The following is a 22,489-nucleotide window of genomic DNA, read 5'->3' as shown; positions in this document are numbered from 1 at the left end:
ACGGCCACGTGACGGGCTGTCCGCCGTGTGCCCTTCCGATCTGGCCGGTGCGCTCCACCGGACCCGACCAACGGGCCACGTGGCTGATCAGGTCGACGTTGGCCGGTGGCTCGTACGCGCCGGGGGCGCCGGTCACCCGGACGGCGCCGACGACCCGGGACAGCCGGAAGCAGCGGGTCGCCTCCCGGTCCTGGTCGTGGCCGACCACATACCACCGGCCGCGCCAGCAGACCACGCCCCACGGTTGCAGCCGCCGCCGGCTGGGCGCGTCGCGGTCCGGCACCCGGTAGTCGAACCCCACCTCGCGGCGGTCCCGGGCGGCGGCGGTCAGCGGCGCGAACGCAGGGTCGACAGTGACCATCGGCTCCAGGCCGAGGGTCGCCTGCGGGTCCACGTCCACCCCGGCGGCACGCAGCTTGGCCAGCCCGGACGACGCGGCGGCGGCCAGCCCGGCGTGCTGCCACAGCCGGGCGGCGATGCCGACCGCGGCGGCCTCGTCCGGTTCGAGGAGGATGTCGGGCAGCGCGTACTCGCGGTGGGCGATCCGGTAGCCGGGCTCGGCGTCGAAGGCGCTCGCCGTGCCGGTCTCCAGTGGCACGCCCAGCTCACGCAGCTCGGCCTTGTCCCGCTCGAACTTGCGCTGGAACGCCTCGTGGTCGCGCGCGTCGTCCGGATCGTGCTCGTAACCGGGCACGGTCGCGGCGATCTGCGCGGCGGTCAGGAACCGTCGCGTGGACAGCAGGCAGATCACCAGGTTGACCAGGCGTTCGGTGCGGGTCCGCGACACGCGGTAGACGCTAGCAGCCGACACGCTCACACCGTGCACCCACGCGGGCGTGCCGCACACTTGTTCGGATCGGGCCTCCCCCGGCGCGTCGCCGTTCCCGGTCATAGGGTGATCCTCATGTCGCAAGCGGACGCCAGGCCCGAGAGCGAGAGCGTCGGCACCGTCGTCGTCGCCGGCGTTGCCAACCTCGCCATCGCGGTCGCCAAGCTGATCGCCGGGCTGATCTCCGGATCCGCCGCGATGCTCTCCGAGGCGGCGCACTCGGTCGCCGACACCACCACCGAGGTGCTGCTCTTCCAGGCGCTGCGCCGCGGCGCCCGTCCGGCCGACCAACGACACCCCTTCGGGTACGGCAAGGAGAGCTTCGTCTGGGCGTTCTTCGCGGCCATGTTCACGTTCGTCGCCGGCGCCGGTTTCGCCGTCACCCACGGCGTCACCACGATCCTGGTGCACGAGCACAGCGGCGACTACCTGGTCTCGTACATCGTGCTCGGGGTGTCGTTCGCCATCGAGTCGGTCTCACTGGCCCGGGCCGTGCGGCAGGTCCGCCGCGAGTCTCGACGCTGGGAGACCACGCCTCGGCGGTTCCTGCGGCTGACCGCCGACACCACCGTCAAGGCGGTCTTCCTGGAGGACAGCGCCGCCCTGGTCGGTCTGGTGCTGGCCGGTCTCGGCGTCGGCCTGTCGCACGCCACCGGCGACGAGGTCTGGGACGGCGTCGCGTCGATCCTGATCGGGCTCCTGCTGCTGACGGTCGCCGGGGTCCTCGCCGGCAACAACCTGTCGCTGCTCGTCGGCCGGGCCGTCCCGGAGCGGCTGCGCCGCGAGATCGAACGGGAGCTGGCCGGGCTGCCCGAGGTGGAGCGCATCGACACCCTGTTGACCATGCAGCTCGGCCCGCAGGACATCCTGGTCGCCGCCAAGGTCGACTTCCGCGACCAGGCCACCGGCGCGCAGATCGAGGCCACCGCCGACGAGGCCGAGCGGCGGCTCACCGACCGGTACCCGGAGATCCGCTTCGTCTTCCTCGACCCCACCCGTTCGCTGCCGGGCGCCACCGGCACCGCCCGGCGCACCCAGGCCGGGCCGAGCCCGGACGCCGGCGGCCCCGAACCGACCTGAACCACACCCCGGCGCGGGCCGCCGGGCCCGCGCGGCTAGCGTGCCCGTCATGGTGCGATGGCGTACGGGGACGGTGGCGACGCTGCGACGGCAGTGGACCGGGGCGGTGGAGCTGGACGTCGACCTGCCCGACGGCACCCGGATGCGGGCGTTGGCCTACCCGGAGCTGGTCGGCACGCCGGAGCCCGGCGACCGGGTGCTGCTCAACGCCGGCGCGCTGCTGATGGGGTTGGGCACCGGCGGGTACGCCCTGGTGGTCGCCCTGCCGGACCGGCTGCCGCCGGACCCGCCGGACGTCGCCGACACCCGCGACGCCGGGCACCTGGTCAAGGCCCGCTACACGCCGTTGCAGCCGATCCTCCTCGGCGTCGACGAGGAGGCGTCCCCACACCGCGACGTGCTGGCCGACGCGGACGACCTGGGCGGCCTGCCGGTGGTCACCGCCGACCTGCACTCGGCGCTCCCGGCGATCCTGGCCGGCATCCGGGCCGACGCCCCGCAGGCGCGGGTGGCGTACCTGCTCACCGACGGTGGCGCGCTGCCCGCCTGGTTCTCCCGCACCCTCGCCGGGCTGCGGGCCGAACTGGCCGGGACGATCACGGTCGGGCAGGCGTTCGGCGGCGACCTGGAGGCCACCACCCTGCACGGCGGTCTGCTCGCCGCCCGGTACGTGCTCCACGCGGACGTGGCGATCGTGGCGCAGGGGCCGGGCAACCTGGGCACCGGCACCCGGTGGGGGTTCTCCGGCGTCGCCGTCGGCGAGGCCGTCAACGCGATCGCCACGCTGGGCGGAAGGCCGGTCGGCTCGTTGCGCATCTCCGACGCCGACCCCCGCCCCCGGCACCGGGGCGTGTCACACCACAGCCTCACCGCGTACGGTCGGGTGGCGCTCGCCCCGGCGGAGCTGGTGGTGCCCGAGGACCTGGCGCCGTCCCTCGCGGCCGAGGTGCACGCGGCGCTGGCGCCCCTGGCGTCCCGGCACCGGATCGTCCGGGTGCTCACCGACGGTCTCGACGCCGCGCTGCGGGCCAGCGCCGTGCCGCTGTCCACCATGGGCCGTGGCCTCGACGCCGACCGCGCATACTTCCTGGCGGCAGCCGCCGCCGGCCGCCACGCCGTAACCCTCCTCCCCTAACCCACCCCCGGCCCGGGCTGCCCACCCCGGTTGATCATGAAGTTATTGCCCGCCGCCTCGGCGTGTCATGGCAATAACTTCATGATCAACGCGAGCGGGGGTGGGGGTGGGGGTGGGGGTGGGGGTGGGGTGGGTTAGACCAGGAAGATTAGGGCTAGCCAGCCGCCCACTATGAGCACCAGGGCCAGGGCCAGCACCCAGGTCGGCACCGTGTATTCACCGCGCCGGTTACGGTCGATCTCGGCGCGGATCTTCTCCCGCCGGCGTTCGACCCAGTTCTGCCGCTCGGTGCCGCGCTCGGAGCGGTCGGAAGGTCCAGAAGTCGTCATGGCGCGCTCAGCTTAACCGCTCAGCACGCCGGGCTGACCGGCCCCGTCGGCGCAGCGCACCGCCGGGGCCGGCAACCCGCTCACATGCTGGCGATCAGCCGCTCCACCCGCTCGTCGTACGCCCGGAACGGGTCCTTGCAGAGCACGGTGCGCTGCGCCTGGTCGTTGAGCTTCAGGTGCACCCAGTCGACGGTGAAGTCCCGGCGCTTCTCCTGGGCGTGCCGGATGAACTCGCCCCGCAGCCGGGCCCGGGTGGTCTGCGGCGGGGTCTCCTTGGCCTCGAAGATCTCCGGGTCGGTGGCCACCCGGTCCACGTCGCCGCGGCGCTCCAGCAGCCCGTAGAGGCCCCGCCCACGGCGCACGTCGTGGTACGCCAGATCCATCTGCGCCACCCGGGGGTGCGACAGCGGCAGGTCGTGCTTGCGCTGGTAACGCTCGATGAGCCGCAGCTTGCTGACCCAGTCGATCTCCCGGGAGACCGGCTCCAGGTCGCCGGACTCCACCGCGTTGAGCACCCGGCCCCACAGCTCGACGACCCGCTTGGCGGCCTGGTCGCCACCGCGTCGCTCGACGAACTCGGTGGCCTTGGAGAGGTATTCCTGCTGGATGTCCAGGGCGCTGACCTCCTTGCCGTTGGCCAGCCGCACCTTGCGCCGGCCGGTGATGTCGTGCGACACCTCCCGGATGGCCCGGATCGGGTTCTCCAGGGACAGGTCGCGCATCACCACCCCGGCCTCGATCATCCGCAGCACGATGTCGGCGGTGCCGACCTTGAGCAGCGTGGTGACCTCGTTCATGTTGGAGTCCCCGACGATCACGTGCAGCCGCCGGTAGCGCTCGGCGTCGGCGTGCGGCTCGTCGCGGGTGTTGATGATCGGGCGGCTGCGGGTGGTCGCCGAGGAGACGCCCTCCCAGATGTGCTCGGCCCGCTGCGAGAGGCAGTAGACCGCGCCGCGGGGGGTTTGCAGAACCTTGCCGGCCCCGCAGATCAACTGCCGGGTGACCAGGAACGGGATGAGCACGTCGGCGAGCCGGCCGAACTCGCCGTGCCGGGAGACCAGGTAGTTCTCGTGACACCCGTACGAGTTGCCGGCCGAGTCGGTGTTGTTCTTGAACAGGTAGATCTCACCCGCGATGCCCTCGTCGTGCAGCCGCTTCTCCGCGTCGACGAGCAGGCCCTCCAGGATCCGCTCGCCGGCCCGGTCGTGGGCGACGAGATCGGTCACCGAGTCGCACTCCGGTGTCGCGTACTCCGGATGCGACCCGACGTCCAGGTAGAGCCGGGCTCCATTACGCAGGAAGACATTGCTCGACCGGCCCCAGGACACCACGCGACGGAACAGATACCGCGCGACCTCGTCCGGGGACAGCCGCCGCTGCCCGCGATAGGTGCAGGTGACGCCGTACTCGGTCTCGAGGCCGAAGATTCGCCGCTCCATGGTGTGACATTAGCCGCCCGGAGGCCCGGTTCGTCACTGTCAGACCACAGGTCGTGCCCCGAGCGCGGTCACATACCGGTTGAGTGCGACATTCCGTCCGGGCCGAGGCTCGCCACGAACCGCCGGCAGCTGTCGTACTCCGGGAGCAGGCCCCGCTCGCGGGCCTGCGCCAGAGTCGGCGCCGCGTCGTCACGCGCGGACAACAGCGGGACGTCGGCGGGCCACTCGATGCCCAACTCGTCGTCCAGCGGGTGCACCGCGTGCTCACCTGTCGGGTTGTAGGTGGCCGAGCAGAGGTAGCTCAACGTCGCGTCGTCGGTCAACGCGCAGAACCCGTGCCCCAGCCCTTCGCTGAGGTAGACCGCCCGCCGGTCGGTGTCGTCCAACCGGACGCCCTCCCACCGGCCGAAGGTCGGCGAACCCACCCGCAGGTCCACGATCACGTCGAGGACGGCGCCGCGCACACAGGTGACGTACTTGGCCTGCCCGGGTGGGACGTCGGCGAAGTGGACGCCGCGCACCACGCCCCGCGCGGAGACCGACAGGTTGGCCTGGGCCAGCCGCAGCGGGTGCCCCACCGCCTCGGCGAGCCTGTCGAAGCGGTACCACTCCATGAACATGCCGCGCGGGTCACCGTGCTGCTGGGGGGTGATCTCCCAGGCGCCCTCGATGCTCAACTCCCGGATCTTCACCAGGAGCCCCCGTCGCCGCCGGCCTGCTCGGTCAGCAGACCGAGCAGGTAGTCGCCGTAGCCACTCTTGGTCAGCGGCTCGGCGAGCGCGCGCAACTGCGCGTCGTCGATCAGGCCGGCCCGCCAGGCGACCTCCTCGACACAACCGATCTTGAGACCCTGCCGCTCCTCGACCACCCGGACGAACTCGGCGGCCTGCATCATCGAGGTGAACGTGCCGGTGTCCAGCCAGGCGGTCCCCCGGTCCAGCACCGTCACCGACAGCTCCCCGGTCTCCCGGTACACCTCGTTGACCGCTGTGATCTCCAGCTCGCCGCGGGCGCTCGGGGTGAGCTTGCGGGCGATGTCCACGACCCGGTTGTCGTAGAAGTAGAGGCCGGGCACCGCGTAGCGCGACTTCGGCCGGGCCGGCTTCTCCTCGATCGAGAGCACCCGGCCATCGGCGTCGAAGTCGACCACGCCGTACTCCTGCGGGTTGGCCACCTGATAGGCGAAGACCCGCCCGCCGACCGGGTCACCGTGGTCGGCGAGCTGCCGACCCAGACCCACGCCGTGGAAGATGTTGTCGCCGAGGACCAGCGCCACCGACTCGGCGCCGATGAAGTCCGCGCCGAGGATGAACGCCTGCGCGATGCCCTCCGGGCGCTCCTGGCTGACGTACTCCAGCCGCAGCCCGAACTGGCTGCCGTCGCCGAGCAGCCGACGGAACTGGTCCTGGTCGTCCGGAGTCGTGATCACCAGGATCTCCCGGACCCCGGACATCACCAGGGTGGAGAGCGGGTAGTAGATCATCGGCTTGTCGAAGACCGGCATCAGCTGCTTCGAGACCGCCCGGGTGATCGGCCAGAGCCGGGATCCGGTGCCGCCGGCAAGTAGGATTCCACGCACCGGGGAAGCCTAGCCGCACCCCGGCACATTGTGCGGGGGTCGCGTCCCAGGTGCCGCGTCGCCCGTCGCGTATACTTCCGGACCCGTGAGGATCCTCGTCACCGGCGGAGCCGGATTCATCGGGTCGGAGTACGTTCGTCTGCTGCTGGGCAAGCCGCTCGGCAGTGCCGACGGCGTGCCGCCGCTCGAGCCGGCCGTCGTGACCGTGCTGGACAAACTGACCTACTCCGGCAACCTGGCCAACCTGGAGCCCGTCCGGGACGACCCCCGACTGCGGTTCGTGCAGGGCGACATCTGCGACCCGGTCGTCGTCGACGAGGTGGTGGCCGAGCACGACGTGATCGTGCACTTCGCCGCCGAGTCACACGTCGACCGGTCGATCGCCGGCGCCGCGCCGTTCGTCACCACCAACGTGCTGGGCACCCAGACGCTGCTCGACGCGGCACTGCGCCACGGCACCGGCCGGTTCGTGCACGTCTCCACCGACGAGGTCTACGGCTCGATCGACGAGGGCTCCTGGACCGAGACCTGGCCCCTCGCCCCCAACTCGCCGTACTCGGCGTCCAAGGCCGGCTCCGACCTGCTCGCGCTGTCGTACCACCGCACCCACGGCATGGACGTGGTGGTCACCCGCTGCTCCAACAACTACGGCCCGTACCAGTTCCCCGAGAAGGTCATCCCGCTGTTCGTCAGCAACCTGCTCGACGGTGGCACCGTCCCCCTCTACGGCGACGGCGGCAACATCCGTGACTGGCTGCACGTGCACGACCACTGCCGCGGCATCGCCCTCGTGCAGCAGAAGGGCCGCGCCGGCGAGGTCTACAACATCGGCGGCGGCACCGAGTTGACCAACAAGGAACTCACCGGTCTGCTCCTGGACGCCTGCGGCGCCGGATGGGACCGGGTCGTTCCGGTCACCGACCGCAAGGGCCACGACCGCCGGTACTCCCTCGACATCACCAAGATCAGCGAGGAGCTCGGCTACCACCCCAGCATCACCCTGGACCAGGGCCTCGCCGACACCGTGCGCTGGTACCGGGACAACCGCGGCTGGTGGGAACCCCTCAAGTCCGCGCCGAGCGCATGACCCGTCTACTCGTCACCGGCGCGGGCGGGATGCTCGGCCGGGACCTGGTCACCGTGCTGGGGACACGGCCCGACCTCAAGGTGACCGCCGCCACCCGCGCCGACCTGGACATCACCGACCGCGCGGCGGTGGACGCCGCCGTCGCCGGGCACGACCTGGTGATCAACGCGGCCGCGTGGACCAACGTCGACGCCGCCGAGGCCGACGAGGCCGCGGCGACCGCCGTCAACGGCGACGCCGTGGCCAACCTGGCCGCGGCGTGCGCCACCGACGGAACCCGGCTCATCCAGGTCTCCACCGACTACGTCCTCGCCGGCAACGCGGACACCCCCTACCCGGAGGACGCGCCCACCGCGCCGGTCAACGCCTACGGCCGCGGCAAGCTCGTCGGCGAACAGGCCGTCGCGCGGCTGCTGCCCGACACCGGGTACGTCGTGCGCACCGCCTGGCTGTACGGCGCGCACGGCCCCAACTTCGTGGCCACCATGCTCCGACTCGCCACCCAGCACGAGCACCTCGACGTGGTCGACGACCAACACGGCCAACCCACCTGGTCCTACGCGCTCGCCGAGCGGCTCGTCGCGCTCGCCGACGCGGCGCTGGCCGGTAACGCGACGCCCGGCGTCTACCACGGCACCTGCGCCGGGCAGACGACCTGGTACGGGCTGGCCCGCGCCGCGTTCACGCTGGCCGGGCTGGACCCGGAGCGGATCCGACCCACCACCAGCGACCGGTATCCGCGTCCCGCCCCGCGGCCTGCGTACAGTGTGCTAGGGCACAGCCGCTGGGCAGCCGTGGGTCTGGCCCCGCTTCCAGACTGGCACAGCGCCCTGGTTGACGCGTTCCACTCCCCCGCTCCACCCGCCCCGTGGAAGGTCGCATGAAGCTCACCCTCGTCACCGGCCTGACCGGCCTGCTGCTCCTCGGCACCATCGTCGAGCTGTTGCGCCGCCGTCAGCTGCGCGAGAAGTACGGCATGCTCTGGCTCGCCGTACTGATCATCGTGATCCCGCTGTCCCTGTTCCCCCGGCTGCTCGACAACGTCGCCGAACTCCTCGGTGTCGCCTCCGGTGTCAGCCTGGTGCTCTTCCTCGGCATCGTCTTCCTGCTGCTGGTGTGCGTACACCTCAGCTGGGAGGTCAGCGCCCTGGAAGAAGAGACCCGCACCCTGGCCGAAGACTTCGCCCTGCTCCGCGCCCAGATCGACGCGGACCGGGCAGCCCGAGACGAACTGGTGTCGACCGATGGTTAACGGCAAGCGCACATTGATCATCATCCCGGCTCTCAACGAGTCGGGCTCGATCGCCGACGTCGTCGGCGAGGTCCGCGGCGAACTGCCCGGCGTCGACGTGCTCGTCGTCGACGACGGCTCCACCGACCGCACCGCCGCCGTCGCCGCCGCCGCCGGCGCGAAGGTCGCCAAACTGCCGTACAACCTCGGCGTCGGCGGGGCCATGCGCCTCGGCTACCGCTACGCCCGCGACCACGACTACGACGTCGCCATCCAGATCGACGCCGACGGCCAGCACGACCCCCGGTACGTGCCGAAGCTCGTCGACCTGCTCGACGACAACGACCTCGTCATCGGCGCCCGCTTCGCCGGTGAGGGCGACTACAACGTCCGCGGCCCCCGCCGCTGGGCGATGGTGATGCTCTCCGCCGTGCTGTCCCGGGTCGCCCACACCAAGCTCACCGACACCACCTCCGGCTTCCGGGCCGCCAACCGGCGGGTCATCGAGATGTTCGCCGGCTGGTACCCGGCCGAGTACCTCGGCGACACCGTGGAAACCCTGGTGCACACCGCCCGCCGGGGCTACCGCATCCGCCAGGTGCCGGTCGCCATGCGCAAGCGGATGGCCGGCACACCCAGCCACTCCCCCGCCAAGGCGATGGTCTACCTCGGCCGCGCGTTCGCTGTCCTCACGCTGGCGCTCATCCGCCGGTGATCCGACGGCTACTGAGCCTGGTCCCGCCCGGCACCGTCGCTGTCGGTGCCGGGCTGGCCCTTCTCGGGCTCGCCTCCTACGTTCACCTCGCCGTCGCCGGCCACAGCCTCAGCAAGGCCGACTACTCGTCCCTCTCGGTGCTCTGGTCGATCGTGTTCACCCTCGGCATCGGCGTGTTCATGCCGATCGAGCAGGAGGTCGCCCGGGTCGTCGCCGCCCGACACAGCCAGGGGCTGCCCCCCGGGCCGGTGCTGGCCCGCGGCGTCACCGTCGCCGCCGTGCTGCTCGCGGTGCTGGTGCTGGCCGTCACCATCGGCCGTCAGCCGCTCGCCGACAAGCTCTTCGCCGGTGACGGCAACCTGGTCACCGTGCTGATCGGCGCACTCGCCGCGATGGCCGTCGCCTACGCCACCCGCGGCGTCCTCTCCGGCCTGCAACTGTTCCCCTGGTACGGCGCCCAACTCGGCATCGACGGCGGCCTGCGCATCATCATGGTCGCCCTGCTCGGGCTGGCCGGGGTGACGTCCCCCGTCTGGTACGGGCTCGTGCTCGTCGCCGCCCCGCTGGTCAGCGTCCTGCTCACCCTGCCGCCGGTGCTGCGCGCCATCGGCGGAGGCCCACCGGTGGCCTGGGCCACCCTGCTGCGCGGCCTCGGCCTGCTCACCGCCTCCAGCCTGCTCTCCCAGGTCGTGGTGAACATCGGCGTGATCAACGTGCAGCTGCTCGCCCCCTCCGACGCGGCAGCCGCCGGCGCGCTCCTCTCCGCCCTCGTGCTGGTCCGCATCCCCCTGTTCGTCTTCGGCTCCCTCCAGGCGTCACTGCTGCCCGGCCTGGCCACCACCGCCACCACCGGCGACCAGGCCGGCTTCCACAGCCTGCTGCGCCGGGCGCTGGGCATCGTCACCGCGCTCGGCCTCACCGGCGCCCTCGGCGCCGTGCTGCTGGGCCCGTGGCTGGTCGGCACACTCTTCGACGCACCCGGCGTCCTCGGCCACGGCGACTTCGCCTGGCTGGCGGCCGCCACCCTGGCCTACCTGTGGGCGATGGTGCTCGGCCAGGCCCTCCTCGCCCTCGACCGGCACCGCGCCCAGGCCCTCGCCTGGACCGCCGGCGTCGCCGCCCTGATCGCCGTGACGCTGCTCCCGGCCCCGGTCACCCTGCGAGTCGAACTGGCGTACACCATCGGCTCCGTCATCGTGGCCGCCACCATGGCGATGCTGCTGCGCGGCGGCGTCCGTCGACCCACCACCCCCACCCGGCCGCTCGCCGAGGCCGTCGCTCCCGCCGTACCCGGAGGCATCCGATGACCCGACCCCGGGTGAGCGCCGTCATGCTCGCCTACGGCCCGGAGCCCTACCTCGTCGACGCCGCACGGGCGGTGCTGGCCAGCACCGACGTCGAGATCGACCTCATCGTCGTCGACAACGGCTGCACCGGGGACGGCATCGACATCGTCAAGGGCCTCCCCGGTGTGCGGGTGATCCGACCGGAGGAGAACACCGGCTACTCCGGCGGCTGCCGGGTCGGCGCCGCCGAGGCCACCGGTGACTGGCTCGCGTTCGTCAACTCCGATGCCGTCGTCGCACCCGACGCCCTGGCCAAGACCACCGCCGTCGCCGCCGAGGCGGGCGTCGGCGCCGCCATGGCGTCCATCCGGTTGGCCGACACCCCCGAGCTGATCAACACCAGCGGCAACCCGCTGCACTTCACCGGGCTGTCCTGGGCCGGCGGCAACGGCGAACCGGCCAGCAACCACGCCGAGCGGCGAGTCGTGCCCTCCCTCAGCGGCTGCTGCTTCGTGATCAGCCGGCAGCTCTGGCGTGAGCTCGACGGCTTCGCCGCCGAGTACTTCGCCTACCACGAGGACACCGAACTCAGCCTGCGACTGTGGCAGCGCGGACTACGACTGGAGTACGTGCCGGACGCCATCGTGCGTCACCACTACGAGTTCTCCCGCAACGCCCTCAAGCTCTACCTGGTCGAGCGGAACCGACTGGTCACCCTGCTCACCGCGTACGAGGCGCGGACACTCGTCGTGCTCGCCCCGGCGCTGCTGCTCACCGAGGCCGCCATGCTCACCGCCGCGGTCGTCGGCGGCTGGTCCCGGCAGAAACTGCAGGGCTGGGGCTGGTTGTGGCGCAACCGCAGCTGGGTACGCGGCCGTCGCCGGCAGCTACAGGCCGAACGCCGGGTGCCGGACGGGGTCATCGCGGAGCTGATGACCGGTCGGGTCACCCCCTCCGGAGTGCCCACCACGCCGGGCCTGGGCGCGTTCAACGCCGTCGCCGGCGGTTACTGGGCCCTGACCAGACCCCTGCTGCGCCGAGGATGACCGCTGGCGCCGGCCCCGAACACGGGGCCGGCGCCAGCGGGCGAAACCCTAGCGCTCGCCGCCCTCCGCGGGCCGGTCCTCCAGGTCCGCGGAACCGGCCGAGCTCGTCGGCTTGTGCCCTTCCGTGGTCGGCACGACCGGCTCGGCGGGACCGCCCGCCGCATCCGCCGCCTGCCCCTCGGCCGCCGCGTCCCCGTCCAGCAGAGCCGTCAACGCGGCACCGGTGATCCGCCGGAACGTCCGCCCGACCCGCTGACGGTCCAGGACCGCCACCTCGAGCTGGTTCGCGGCGATCGTCCGGGCGGCACCGCCCTCACCACCCACGGTGCTCAACGCCTGCACCGCCACCCGGACCGCTTCACCCAGGGACATGTCCGCCCGGTGCTGCGACTTCAACACACCGGTGATCGCCTCGGCCTGACCACCCATGGCCATCCGCCCCGGCTCGTCGTTGACCGAGCCGTCATAGGTCAGCCGGTACAGCTCGTCCGCGTCCGCGGTGGCACCGACCTCCGCCACGCAGATCTCCACCTCGAACGGCTTCGACTGCTCGGTGAAGATCGCACCCAGGGTCTGCGCGAACGCGTTGGCCAGAGCCCGGCCGGTGACGTCCCGCCGGTCGTAGCTGAGCCCGTTCAGGTCGGCCATCCGCACACCGGCGCGGCGCAGGTTCTCGAACTCGTTGTACCGGCCCACCGCGGCGAACCCGATCCGGTCGTAGATCTCGCTGACCTTGTGCAAGGCGCTGGAGAGGTTCTCCGCGACGAAGAGGACCCCGCCGGAGTAGCTGAGGACCACCGCGCTGCGACCCCGAGCGATGCCCTTGCGGGCCAACTCGGAGCGGTCGCGCATGATCTGTTCGGGAGAGGCGTAGAACTGCATGGCCACGTCGGCGGTTCTCCTTACGGCGCTGTGCTGACGACTGCTGACTGGTGAGGTGCGGGTCTCAACCGCCCGGGTTCTCCATCCGGCCGGCAACCACACCCTCGGCGATCGCCGCCGTCTCGGGGTCGGTCAACCGGCGGGTGCCCTCGGCGGTCGCGGTCATCACCACGGGGTAGATCCGGCGGGTCAGATCCGGCCCACCGGTCGCGGTGTCGTCGTCGGCCGCGTCGTAGAGCGCCTCGACCGCCAGCCGCGTCGCGTCCTCGACGGACAGCCCGGCCCGGAACCGCTTCTTCAACGCGGACTTGGCGAACAGCGACCCGGACCCGATCGCGTCGTAGCCGGTCTCCTCGTACGGGCCGCCGGTCACGTCGAAGCTGAAGATCCGACCGGCCCGCGCCGGGTCGGCGGCGGCCAGGTCGAACCCGGCGAAGAGCGGCACCACGGCCAGCCCCTGCATCGCCGCCCCCAGGTTGCCCCGGATCATCGAGGCCAACCGGTTGGCCTTGCCGTCCAACGAGAGCATCGCGCCCTCGATCTTCTCGTAGTGCTCCAGCTCCACCTGGAACAGTCGCATCAGCTCGATGCCGATACCCGCGGTGCCCGCGATGCCGACCAGCGAGTACGCGTCGGCGGGGTGCACCTTCTCGATGTCGCGCTGGGCGATCAGGTTGCCCATGGTGGCCCGTCGGTCGCCCGCCATCACCACACCCTCGGCGGCCGCGATGGCCACGATGGTGGTCGCGTGCGGCGCCAGGTCGGCTGCCATGCCCGGCGGCAGCGGTCGCCGACCGGGCAACATCTCGGGGGCCACCCGACTCAGAAACGTCGTGAAGGAGGACGTCCCCGCGTTGGTGAACACATCTGGTAGACGCCCGGATGGATCAAAGCCCGCTGCCACGTGGTTCCTCTCAGGTACGTGATCGCCCTGGCCAGCCTCATGGGACTGTCACGGAACTGGCCAAGACCACCGTTGCAGTTGAAGCAGAGTATCCCGCGCACCCATCCGGTGCGATGATCGTGGTCCAGATGTTGCGGGTCGGCACCGCCACAGATCGCGCAGACCCCGCCCTGCTCGGCCAGGAGCTCCTGAAACTCCTTCTCGCCCACGCCATACCGCCGCCGCAGGTGGTACTCGCGGTTGCCTCCGTAGAGGCGCTCTTTGTTCTCTCTGGTCTTCGTGTTGTGGCAGGGCTTGCAGTAGGTGGCGTAACCGGAAGCATCCGCCCGGTTTCGGGGAAAGGCATCGAACGGCATGACCGCATCGCAGGCCGGGCAGTACTTGTGGCCCTCTGGCACGACGCGACCTACGCGTACCTCACGGTCGAGCTTGGCTTTCACCCGACGCGCGTAGCTCGCCTTGGATCGCTCGTTGAAGCAGAGTTTGCAGTAGCTACCCCGACCGCCCGGCCGCTTGGAACTCACGCAGAACTGATCGAGCGCCTTCCATTCGCTGCAGTCTCGACAGCGGCGGAGTCCGTCCCGATCATCGCCAGCCTTAGACATGTCCGAATTGACCCTATATGCTCACTGACCTCCTTTTTGCACGTAACCTCTCACGAACTCCTCTGCATTTTCCTCGAGGACGGAGTCGATCTCGTCGAGGAGGTCGTCGACGTCCTCGGTGATCTCGGCGTGCCGCTCGGCCACCTCGGGGTTGGCCTCGGTGGTGACGTCCTCGATTTCCTCGCCCTGACGGGACTTGCCGGACTGCGACTGGCCGCCGCTGTCATGAGTGGCCATTGCTGCCTCCTCCACGATCGTCTGCGATGAACTTACCTCGCGCGGGCGACGAAAAGCCCGCCGCGCGCCGGCTTGCGGCACACGGCGGGCATTCGCACCCGGGCTCAGCCCCCGGTCAAGGTCTCCAGCAGGTCCTTGGCGCTGGCGCAGCGGTCGAACAGGGCACCGACGTGCGCGCGGGTGCCCCGCTCCGGCTCCATCATCGGCACCCGGACCAGCGACTCCCGGCCCACGTCGAAGATCACCGAGTCCCAGCTCGCGGCGACCACCTCGGAGGCGTACTGCGCGAGGCAGCGCCCCCGGAAGTAGGCCCGGGTGTCCTCCGGCGGCTCGGTCATCGCGCTGCGGGTCTCGTCGTCGGTGAGCAGCGTCTTCATCGCTCCCCGACTGACCAGCCGGTGGTAGAGACCCTTCTCCGGCCGGACGTCGGAGTACTGGAGGTCGACGAGCTGCAGCTTGTGCGAGCCCCAGCCGAGCTTCTCCCGCTCCCGGTAGCCCTCCAGCAGCCGCAGCTTGGCCACCCAGTCCAGTTCGTCGGCGCAGAGCATCGGGTCCCGGCCGAGCCGGTCGAGGACGCTCTCCCAGCGGTCGAGCACGTCGATGGTCTGCTCGTCGGCGTCGGTGCCATACCGGTCGTCGACAAAGGACCGGACCCGCTCCAGGTACGCCCACTGCAGGTCCAGGGCGGTGAGCCGGCGGCCGTCGCGCAGTCGCATGCGGTGCGTCAGGGCGGGGTCGTGGCTGACGGCGCGCAGTTCGCTGACCGGGTCGGCGATGCCGAGGTCGCCCCCGAGCGCCTTCTCCTCGATCATGGTGAGGATCAGCGCGGTGGTGCCGACCTTGAGGTAGGTGGAGATCTCGGAGAGGTTGGCGTCGCCGATGATGACGTGCAGCCGGCGGTACTTGTCGGCGTCGGCGTGCGGCTCGTCGCGGGTGTTGATGATCGGCCGCTTGAGGGTGGTCTCCAGGCCGACCTCGACCTCGAAGAAGTCGGCACGCTGGGAGATCTGGAAGCCGCTCTGGCCGCCGTCCTGGCCGATGCCGACCCGGCCGGCGCCGCAGACGATCTGCCGGGTGACGAAGAACGGCGTCAGGTACGCCACGATGTCGGCGAAGGGCGTCTGCCGGCGCATCAGGTAGTTCTCGTGGGCGCCGTAGCTGGCGCCCTTGTTGTCGGTGTTGTTCTTGTAGAGGTGGATCGGCTGGGTGCCCGGGATGGTGGCGGCGCGGCGGGACGCCTCGGCCATCACCCGCTCGCCGGCCTTGTCCCAGCGCACGATGTCCCGGGGGGTGGTGACCTCCGGGGTGGAGTATTCGGGGTGGGCGTGGTCGACGTAGAGCCGTGCGCCGTTGGTGAGTATCACGTTGGCCAGGCCGAGGTCTTCGTCCGCGAGCGCCTCGGCGGGGTCGTACGCGGCACCGGAGTAGGTGAACCCGCGGGCGTCGCGCAGCGGCGACTCTTCCTCGTAGTCCCATCGGGCCCGGCCGCCCCGGTTGAGTTCCGGACGTGCCCCGTAGGCGTTGACCACCTGCGATGAGGTGACCATCGGGTTGGCTCCGGCCTGCCCGGGCACGGAGATGCCGTATTCGACCTCGGTGCCCATGATCCGTCTTACGCTCATCGACCTACCCGCTTCGCTCGCCCGACCCGGTCCACCGTCAGGTCGAGCGTAGTCCGCCCTGAGCACCTGCACTCTGTAGGTGAGTGCCGGCGGGCCGGAACAGTTCGGTGGATTCGGTGTCAGAACGCTCGGCGGTCGGCGTCGGGTCGTCGCTGTCGGCGGAGCGCGTGGTCCAGACGAGCCACCCGAACAGCACGAGGCCGACGCTGGCGCTCAGCAGCGGGATCACCGAGCCGACCACCGGGTGCCAGTCGCCGGCGAGCGGGTTGAGGCTGCTCAACCCGATGTTGGCGGGCAGGCCGTTCTGCCAGCGGACCATCGTGTACGCCAGGCAGAAGAGCTGGATCGGCAGGAGGAGCAGCACGGCGAGTCGGGTGAACGAGCGGGCTCGGGCGGTTTCGAAGCCGCGTTGTTCGGCGGTCCACGCGGCGTAGAGCAGAACGCCTACCAGCATGGGCAGCATGTAGCGGCCCTGGGTGACGAAGCCGCTCTCGTTGACCAGGGCGATCTGCATGAGGGAGGGGACGGCCACGCCGCCGCCGAGCAGCACGAGCAGACGCCACCGGTCGAGGGTGCTGCCCCAGACGACGCCGATGAGCAGCAGTGCTCCGGCGACGAGCTGCCAGATCAGGTACGGCGGGGCGGGCATCCGGGTGTCCAGCCAGGAGGTGACCCCGACGATCTGGTCGAGGTATCCCCGCCACCGGTCGGCCTCGCGCAGGGCCGCCTGCCCGTAGGTGAGCCGGTCGGCGGAGTAGTTGCCGAGGTCGGAGGTCTGTTGGCGGACGGACCAGGCGAGCACGACGAGGGTGGACAGGACGATGCCGCCGGCCCAGAGTTGCGCGGCCCGGTCCCGTAGCAGGCCGACGAGGTTGCCGCGGCGCAGGGGGAAGGCGAACGCGACGAAGGCGGTCGCCAGCCAGAGCGGGCCGGTCTGGCGCAGGATGGCCAGGAGCAGCGCGCTGATCCCGACGAGGACGATGAGGCCACGTCGTGGGCCGGGTGGGCCGAGCAGCAGGGGGATGACCGCGCTGAAGAAGGCGATGCCGGCGGCGATCTCCAGGCCGTTCGGGTTGACCGCGCTGGCCATGTGCACGGCCATCGGGGTGGTGACGACGACGAGGGCGCCCATCATGAGGCCGCGGCGGGACCGGTTGCGGATCACGACGTACGCGCAGGCGAGCAGCGCGGCGCAGCACAGGGCGCTGATCATGCGGGCGAGCAGGACACCGGACCAGCCGGGCCAGAGCACCGTCGGCGCGCCGACGAGGGCGTAGTAGGCGGGGAAGTAACGACCGGCTCCGGTGCCGGCGCGGGTGGGTGTGTCGTCGCTGCCGGGGGGCTGGGCGCAGGCCGCGGAGACTTCCTTCTTGAACTGCCAGCACTGCTCGCGGACGAGACCGCCGGGGACGGTCTGGAAGGCTCCGGTGCCCTTCTTCGCGGCGGCCGGCGGGGGCGCGATCTGCCCGGCGGCGACGCCGGCCGCCCGGACGATGTGCTCGCGCTCGTCCGGGGTGCCGTCGTAGGGGGCGGCCATCGACCAGGCGAAGATGATCAGGAAGAACGCGGCGAAGGCGAGGGCCCAGTGTCGTCGGGCTGCGCTCGTGGTGGCCACCGGGCTTGCGGCGGTGGCCGGCGGCGTCACTCTTCCGGGATCAGGCACGTCAACCTCGCGGCTCGCGCGGGCAGGCCCCGCTGGGTGGATGGACAGACGATAGACTCCGTCGTCGTCCTCACCGCTCCGGGTCCCCCCTTGGAGAACTCTTTGCTGTCACCTGTTGCCGATTCCGTCCGCCACCTGTCCCGACACAGTGCTGTGCGGTTCCTGGTCGTCGGGGGCCTGAGCGTTGCCGTGGACACGGGGTCACTCTTCGTCTACCACGGAGTTCTGCGGATTGTCCTGCCGGTTGCGGCCGCCCTGTCGTTTCTGACCTCGTTCTGGGTCAACTTCGGGCTGAACCGGGCGTGGTCGTTCGGCTCGTCCGCTCAGATGGTGCCGCAGGTGGGACGCTACTTCGCGCTGGTCCTCGCCAATCTGACCGCGAACGTGGTGCTGGTGTCGGCGTTGACCTGGGCGGGCACGCCGTACCTGCTGGCGAAGTTGCTGGTGACGGCGTCGCTGTCGGCGGCGAACTACGTGGTGTCGAAGCGGTGGATCTTCGCTGCCTGACCGGCTCCTGACCTACCCAACAGCGAGGGTGTCCGCCGTTACGGCGGACACCCTCGCTGTTGGGTCAGAGGTACTGGCCGGTGTTGCTGGCGGTCTCGATGGACCGGCCGGCCTCGGCGCCCTTGCCGCCGGAGACGAGCGTGCGGATGTAGACGATCCGCTCGCCCTTCTTGCCGGAGATGCGCGCCCAGTCATCGGGGTTGGTGGTGTTGGGGAGGTCCTCGTTCTCGCGGAACTCGTCGACGCAGGCGTCGAGCAGGTGCTGCAGGCGCAGCCCCTTGCGACCCGAGGTGAGGAACTCCTTGATGGCCATCTTCTTGCTCCGGTCGACGATGTTCTGGATCATCGCGCCGGAGTTGAAGTCCTTGAAGTAGAGGACTTCCTTGTCACCGTTGGCGTAGGTGACCTCGAGGAATCGGTTCTCCTCGGTTTCGGAGTACATCCGCAGCACCACGGCGTCGATCATCGCCGCGACGGTGGCCTGGGGGTCGGTGCCGTGTTCGGCCAGGTCGTCCGGGTGCAGGGGCAGCCCGGAGAGGATGTACTTGGAGAAGATGTCCTTGGCCGCCTCGGCGTCCGGTCGCTCGATCTTGATCTTCACGTCGAGGCGACCGGGGCGCAGGATCGCCGGGTCGATCATGTCTTCCCGGTTGGAGGCGCCGATGACGATGACGTTCTCCAGCCCCTCCACGCCGTCGATCTCGCTGAGCAGCTGAGGGACGATGGTGTTCTCCACGTCGGAGGAGACACCGGAGCCGCGGGTCCGGAAGATCGAGTCCATCTCGTCGAAGAACACGATCACCGGCGTGCCCTCGCCGGCCTTCTCCCGGGCGCGCTGGAAGATCAGCCGGATGTGCCGCTCGGTCTCACCGACGTACTTGTTGAGCAGCTCCGGGCCCTTGATGTTGAGGAAGAAGCTGGTGTGCTTCTCCTTGCCCTGGCGCTCGGCGATCTTCTTGGCCAGCGAGTTGGCCACCGCCTTGGCGATGAGCGTCTTACCGCAGCCGGGCGGGCCGTAGAGCAGGATGCCCTTGGGTGGGCGGAGCTGGTGCTCACGGAACAGGTCCGCGTGCAGGAACGGCAACTCCACCGCGTCGCGGATCTGCTCGATCTGCGACTGGAGGCCGCCGATGTCGCCGTAGTCGACGTCGGGCACCTCCTCCAGGACCAGCTCCTCGACCTCGCTCTTCGGGATCCGCTCGTACGCGTACGCCGAGCGGGGCTCGATCATGAGCGAGTCGCCGGCCCGGATCGCCGAGCCGATGAGCGTCTCGGCGAGGTGCACGATGCGCTCCTCGTCGGAGTGGGAGACCACAAGCGCCCGGTCGCCCGGACCGCCGTTCGGCCCCTCCAGGATCTCCTTGAGCATCACCACCTCGCCGACCCGCTCGTAACCGAACGCGTCGACGATGTTGAGCGCGTCGTTGAGCAGGACCTCCTGGCCGCGCCGCAGGTCACCCACGTCGAGCGAGGGCGAGACCGCGACCCGTAGTTTGCGGCCACCGGTGAAGACGTCCACCGTGCCGTCCTCGTGCTTGGCCAGGAAGACTCCGTAACCGCTCGGCGGTTGCGCGAGCCGGTCGATCTCCTCCTTGAGCGTCACGATCTGCGTGCGAGCTTCCTTGAGGGTGCTCACCAGCCGGTCGTTGTTCTCGGTCAGCCGCGCCAACTGTGCCTGGGTGGCCGCCAGCCGCTCTTCGAGCTGCCGGACGTGTCGGGGGCTTTCGGTCAACTTGCGCCGCACCAGGGCGAGTTCCTCTTGCAGGAACGCGACCTGCGTGGAGAGATCGTGGGCTTCCTTCTCCCACCGTGCGGCGCGCGAGTCCGCGTCGTCGCTACGTGCTGCCACGTCCCACCTCCCCGGGGGGCTTGAACGTTCTGCCCTAACACTAGCCGCTATGAGGCCGATTCGGTCCCACGCAACACCCTCGTCACCGAACCTTGATCGCCAAGGGTGGCCTGACGGGCCGTTACCGGCGTTCGGGTACCGTCGAGGCGTGGCACGGGAGAACATGGGGGGTGCACAGGTGGCCGAGGTCGCGACCGACGAGTTGCAGGTCTGGGTCGACCAGGATCTCTGCACGGGCGACGGGCTCTGCGTGCAGTACGCGCCGGAGGTGTTCGAGTTCGACATCGACGGCCTGGCCTACGTCAAGGGCGTCGACGGTGAGCTGCGGATGGCCCCGGGCAGCCGGGTCGACGTCCCCGCGCACCTGCGACTCGAGGTGATCGACTCCGCGAAGGAGTGCCCCGGCGACTGCATCCACGTGGTGCGCGGCGACGGCGTCGAGGTCGCCGGCCCGGAGGCCGAGGACGACTGACCCACCGGCCGGGCCGCGCGGCCCGGCCGGGTCCAAAACGGGGTACGCCTCAGAGCATCGGACGGCCGACGACCGAGGCGACCAACCGCGCGAACTCCTCCAACCGGGCGATCTGCCCGGCCCCGCCGTCGTCGAGGGTCTTGCCGAAGCGCAGCGCGTCGTGCCGGGGTGCGCCGGCCATCTCCTCGCTCGGCGGTGCCTCGTCCAACGAGGTGAGCAGCAGGTAGACGTCGATGCTGTCGACCCGGATCTCGCCGCTCTCGGCCCGGTTGAGCCGCCGCCGGCAACCCACCTCGGTGACGGTGGAGACCGGCACCACCCGCAGCGACGAGGTCATCGAGCCCGGTGGGCCCTCCTCCGGCGGTACGTCCTCGCCGTGCCAGAGGATGAGCCGGCTGCCGTCGCAGACGACGACCTCCTGCCACACCCCGTTGACCTCGTTGACGAAGCGTTCCAGGGTGAAGCCGAGCACCGACGCGCCGCGCAGCACGCCGCCGAGCGCCTCCAGGGCGACGTCCGGGTCGCGCAGGTAGGCCCGCGCCGCCGATTCCAGGTCCTGGTAGGGCGACCAGTCGGGAAAGACCGCGGGGAGGTCTCCACCGCCGTAGCCCGGTCGGCTCATGCCAGCGTCTCCCCCTGCTCGGCGGTGCCGACACCCAGCTCGATGGTCACGGCCTGTCCATCTCCCCCGCACCGTTGGCTTGCGCGCCTGCCGCCTGGGCGGCCGCGGCCTGTCGGGCCGCCTCCGCCTCGCGCAGGTCCTGGCGGCGCTGCGCGTACGCCTCGGTGCCCTTGCTGGGCTTTCGCCGCCGCGGCGGCGCGGTGACCCCCGGGGCGAGCTTGCGCGCGGACACCAGGAAGGCGGTGTGCGCGATCATCCGGTGGTCCGGGCGAACGGCGAGGCCCTCGGCGTGCCAGTCGCGCACCAGGGACTCCCAGGCCCGTGGCTCGGTCCAGCCGCCGCGCTCGCGCAGCGCCTCCACCAGCTCGGAGAGCTGCGGTGTGGTGGCGACGTAACCGATGAACACGCCGCCGGGCACCAGCGCCCGCTCGACCATGTCGAGGGTCTCCCAGGGGGTCAGCATGTCCAGGATGATCCGGTCGAAGCCGGTCTCCTGGCACTGCGCGACGTCGCCGACGTGCAGGTTCCACGAGGGGTGCGGCCCGTTGAAGAACGCCTCGACGTTGCGCTTGGCGATCTGGGCGAAGTCGTCGCGCAGCTCGAACGAGTGCAGCTCGCCCTCGGTGCCGACGGCGCGCAGCAGGGAGCAGCTCAGCGCGCCGGAGCCGGCGCCGGCCTCGAGGACCTTCGCGCCGGGGAAGATGTCGCCCATCGCGACGATCTGCGCCGAGTCCTTCGGGTAGATCACCTGGGCGCCGCGCGGCATGGACAGCACGTAGTCCGACAGGAGCGGCCGCAGGGCCAGGAACGCGGTGCCGCCACCGGCGGTGGTCACCACGCTGCCGTCGGGGAGCCCGATCAGCGCGTCGTGCGCCAGGATGCCGCGGTGGGTGTGGAACTCCTTGCCGGGCTCCAGCGTCACGGTGTGCATCCGCCCCTTGGGGTCGGTCAGCTGGACCCGGTCGCCGGGCCGGAACGGCCCCCGGTGCACGGGTGTCAGCGCCCGGTTGGCGGGGTCGGCGGCGACGGTGGAGGGAGTTGCGGTCACGGTGTCATCTTCCGGTTGGGTTCGAGGAGCTGTGCCAGGTCCGCGATGTGCAGAATGCCGACGACATCTTCGCCTGACGTCACCACGTACTGCGCGCCCGGGTGGGTCTGTACGGCCTCCATCACCCGCTCGCCGTCCCACCCGACCGGCAATGTGGGAAGTGTGCCCAGTGACCGGGCGACGGCGTCCACCGCCAGCCACGGTCGGCGCTCGACGGGCACCGCGTCGGCGGCGGCCGGGTCGACCAGCGCCACCGGCCGACCGGTGGAGTCGGTGACCAGCAGCGCGGCGCCGGGTTGCCCGCTCTCGGCGTGTCGGCGCT

24 protein-coding genes and 1 pseudogene are annotated in these 22,489 nt (G+C 70.9%); 10 read left to right on the top strand and 15 right to left on the bottom strand.

All coding sequences use genetic code 11. The features are described 5' to 3' along the window. A partial coding sequence (locus PSH25_RS22700; protein ID WP_238660984.1) for a helix-turn-helix transcriptional regulator occupies nucleotides 1-787 on the bottom strand: 787 nt, incomplete at its 3' end. Nucleotides 788-904: 117 nt separating this feature from the next. Between PSH25_RS22700 and PSH25_RS22695 the strand changes: the two genes are divergently transcribed. Together PSH25_RS22695 and PSH25_RS22690 are read left to right on the top strand one after the other, a co-directional pair. After that, entirely contained in the window at nucleotides 905-1,909 is a 1,005-nt protein-coding gene (locus PSH25_RS22695) for a cation diffusion facilitator family transporter (protein ID WP_238660983.1), read from the top strand. 49 nt (nucleotides 1,910-1,958) lie between these two features. Further along, nucleotides 1,959-3,044, top strand: a complete 1,086-nt coding sequence (locus tag PSH25_RS22690) for a DUF3866 family protein (RefSeq protein ID WP_238660982.1) — start codon at nucleotides 1,959-1,961, stop codon at nucleotides 3,042-3,044. Between the two features lie 134 nt (nucleotides 3,045-3,178). Here PSH25_RS22690 and PSH25_RS22685 read toward each other — a convergent pair whose 3' ends face one another. The 4 genes from PSH25_RS22685 to rfbA form a co-directional block, all read right to left on the bottom strand. Then, nucleotides 3,179-3,373, bottom strand: coding sequence for a hypothetical protein (locus PSH25_RS22685; RefSeq protein ID WP_238660981.1), 195 nt, complete (start codon nucleotides 3,371-3,373; stop codon nucleotides 3,179-3,181). 80 nt (nucleotides 3,374-3,453) lie between these two features. Next, nucleotides 3,454-4,812: a Pup--protein ligase gene (gene pafA, locus PSH25_RS22680; protein ID WP_238660980.1), complete on the bottom strand. Its 1,359-nt coding sequence runs from the start codon at nucleotides 4,810-4,812 to the stop codon at nucleotides 3,454-3,456. Nucleotides 4,813-4,880: 68 nt separating this feature from the next. Next, complete coding sequence (gene rfbC, locus PSH25_RS22675; protein ID WP_238660979.1) at nucleotides 4,881-5,504, bottom strand: dTDP-4-dehydrorhamnose 3,5-epimerase; 624 nt, start codon at nucleotides 5,502-5,504, stop codon at nucleotides 4,881-4,883. Further along, nucleotides 5,501-6,391 carry a glucose-1-phosphate thymidylyltransferase RfbA gene (rfbA, locus tag PSH25_RS22670; protein ID WP_238660978.1) on the bottom strand — a complete coding sequence of 297 codons (891 nt, stop codon included), beginning with the start codon at nucleotides 6,389-6,391 and terminating at the stop codon, nucleotides 5,501-5,503. The genes rfbC and rfbA overlap by 4 nt, the downstream gene beginning before the upstream one ends. An 85-nt stretch (nucleotides 6,392-6,476) precedes the next feature. Here rfbA and rfbB point away from each other — a divergent pair, with 85 nt between their 5' ends. From rfbB to PSH25_RS22640, 6 genes are read left to right on the top strand one after another with little or no spacing between them, the layout of a single operon-like run. After that, entirely contained in the window at nucleotides 6,477-7,478 is a 1,002-nt protein-coding gene (gene rfbB / locus PSH25_RS22665; RefSeq protein ID WP_238660977.1) for a dTDP-glucose 4,6-dehydratase, read from the top strand. Next, entirely contained in the window at nucleotides 7,475-8,362 is an 888-nt protein-coding gene (gene rfbD, locus PSH25_RS22660; protein WP_238660976.1) for a dTDP-4-dehydrorhamnose reductase, read from the top strand. The genes rfbB and rfbD overlap by 4 nt, the downstream gene beginning before the upstream one ends. Further along, nucleotides 8,359-8,730: a DUF2304 domain-containing protein gene (locus tag PSH25_RS22655; protein ID WP_139584287.1), complete on the top strand. Its 372-nt coding sequence runs from the start codon at nucleotides 8,359-8,361 to the stop codon at nucleotides 8,728-8,730. Before rfbD ends, PSH25_RS22655 begins: the two co-directional genes overlap by 4 nt. Next, nucleotides 8,723-9,424, top strand: coding sequence for a glycosyltransferase family 2 protein (locus tag PSH25_RS22650; RefSeq protein WP_238660975.1), 702 nt, complete (start codon nucleotides 8,723-8,725; stop codon nucleotides 9,422-9,424). The genes PSH25_RS22655 and PSH25_RS22650 overlap by 8 nt, the downstream gene beginning before the upstream one ends. Continuing rightward, nucleotides 9,421-10,731, top strand: a complete 1,311-nt coding sequence (locus tag PSH25_RS22645; protein WP_238660974.1) for a lipopolysaccharide biosynthesis protein — start codon at nucleotides 9,421-9,423, stop codon at nucleotides 10,729-10,731. Before PSH25_RS22650 ends, PSH25_RS22645 begins: the two co-directional genes overlap by 4 nt. Then, a complete protein-coding gene (locus PSH25_RS22640) occupies nucleotides 10,728-11,756 on the top strand; it encodes a glycosyltransferase family 2 protein (RefSeq protein WP_238660973.1) in 1,029 nt (342 codons plus the stop codon). The genes PSH25_RS22645 and PSH25_RS22640 overlap by 4 nt, the downstream gene beginning before the upstream one ends. A gap of 48 nt (nucleotides 11,757-11,804) precedes the next feature. Here PSH25_RS22640 and prcA read toward each other — a convergent pair whose 3' ends face one another. The 6 genes from prcA to PSH25_RS22610 form a co-directional block, all read right to left on the bottom strand. Continuing rightward, nucleotides 11,805-12,644: a proteasome subunit alpha gene (gene prcA / locus PSH25_RS22635; protein WP_238660972.1), complete on the bottom strand. Its 840-nt coding sequence runs from the start codon at nucleotides 12,642-12,644 to the stop codon at nucleotides 11,805-11,807. 58 nt (nucleotides 12,645-12,702) lie between these two features. Continuing rightward, a complete protein-coding gene (gene prcB, locus PSH25_RS22630; RefSeq protein WP_238660971.1) occupies nucleotides 12,703-13,542 on the bottom strand; it encodes a proteasome subunit beta in 840 nt (279 codons plus the stop codon). Then, nucleotides 13,461-13,982, bottom strand: coding sequence for an endonuclease VII domain-containing protein (locus tag PSH25_RS22625; RefSeq protein ID WP_238660970.1), 522 nt, complete (start codon nucleotides 13,980-13,982; stop codon nucleotides 13,461-13,463). Before PSH25_RS22625 ends, prcB begins: the two co-directional genes overlap by 82 nt. 186 nt (nucleotides 13,983-14,168) lie before the next feature. Continuing rightward, entirely contained in the window at nucleotides 14,169-14,384 is a 216-nt protein-coding gene (locus tag PSH25_RS22620) for a ubiquitin-like protein Pup (protein ID WP_030332902.1), read from the bottom strand. Between the two features lie 104 nt (nucleotides 14,385-14,488). Beyond that, nucleotides 14,489-16,006, bottom strand: a complete 1,518-nt coding sequence (gene dop, locus PSH25_RS22615; protein WP_372492830.1) for a depupylase/deamidase Dop — start codon at nucleotides 16,004-16,006, stop codon at nucleotides 14,489-14,491. 37 nt (nucleotides 16,007-16,043) lie between these two features. Then, nucleotides 16,044-17,669: a DUF2142 domain-containing protein gene (locus PSH25_RS22610; RefSeq protein ID WP_238660969.1), complete on the bottom strand. Its 1,626-nt coding sequence runs from the start codon at nucleotides 17,667-17,669 to the stop codon at nucleotides 16,044-16,046. A 153-nt stretch (nucleotides 17,670-17,822) separates the two neighbouring features. Here PSH25_RS22610 and PSH25_RS22605 point away from each other — a divergent pair, with 153 nt between their 5' ends. Beyond that, complete coding sequence (locus tag PSH25_RS22605) at nucleotides 17,823-18,176, top strand: GtrA family protein (RefSeq protein ID WP_238660968.1); 354 nt, start codon at nucleotides 17,823-17,825, stop codon at nucleotides 18,174-18,176. 64 nt (nucleotides 18,177-18,240) lie between these two features. On the opposite strand, the gene arc is transcribed toward PSH25_RS22605, so the two are convergent. Beyond that, nucleotides 18,241-20,025: a proteasome ATPase gene (gene arc / locus PSH25_RS22600; protein WP_030332887.1), complete on the bottom strand. Its 1,785-nt coding sequence runs from the start codon at nucleotides 20,023-20,025 to the stop codon at nucleotides 18,241-18,243. Between the two features lie 178 nt (nucleotides 20,026-20,203). Between arc and PSH25_RS22595 the strand changes: the two genes are divergently transcribed. Continuing rightward, nucleotides 20,204-20,497, top strand: coding sequence for a ferredoxin (locus PSH25_RS22595; protein ID WP_030332886.1), 294 nt, complete (start codon nucleotides 20,204-20,206; stop codon nucleotides 20,495-20,497). Between the two features lie 49 nt (nucleotides 20,498-20,546). Here the strand turns inward: PSH25_RS22595 and PSH25_RS22590 are convergent, their stop codons facing one another. The 3 genes and pseudogenes from PSH25_RS22590 to PSH25_RS22580 all read right to left on the bottom strand — a co-directional run. Beyond that, nucleotides 20,547-21,119 (bottom strand): hypothetical protein, encoded by a 573-nt coding sequence (locus PSH25_RS22590; protein ID WP_238660967.1) that lies wholly within the window; start codon nucleotides 21,117-21,119, stop codon nucleotides 20,547-20,549. A 46-nt stretch (nucleotides 21,120-21,165) separates the two neighbouring features. Further along, nucleotides 21,166-22,167, bottom strand: a complete 1,002-nt coding sequence (locus PSH25_RS22585) for a tRNA (adenine-N1)-methyltransferase (protein WP_372492829.1) — start codon at nucleotides 22,165-22,167, stop codon at nucleotides 21,166-21,168. Next, nucleotides 22,164-22,489 (bottom strand): annotated as a pseudogene (locus PSH25_RS22580) (peptidase M50); the annotation flags it as partial. The pseudogene PSH25_RS22580 and the gene PSH25_RS22585, both read right to left, overlap by 4 nt.

This window comes from Micromonospora foliorum (genome assembly GCF_022229015.1).
GTDB lineage: Bacteria > Actinomycetota > Actinomycetes > Mycobacteriales > Micromonosporaceae > Micromonospora > Micromonospora foliorum.
Note: the sequence above shows the minus strand (reverse complement) of the source record. Positions and strands in the feature narration are given on the sequence as shown.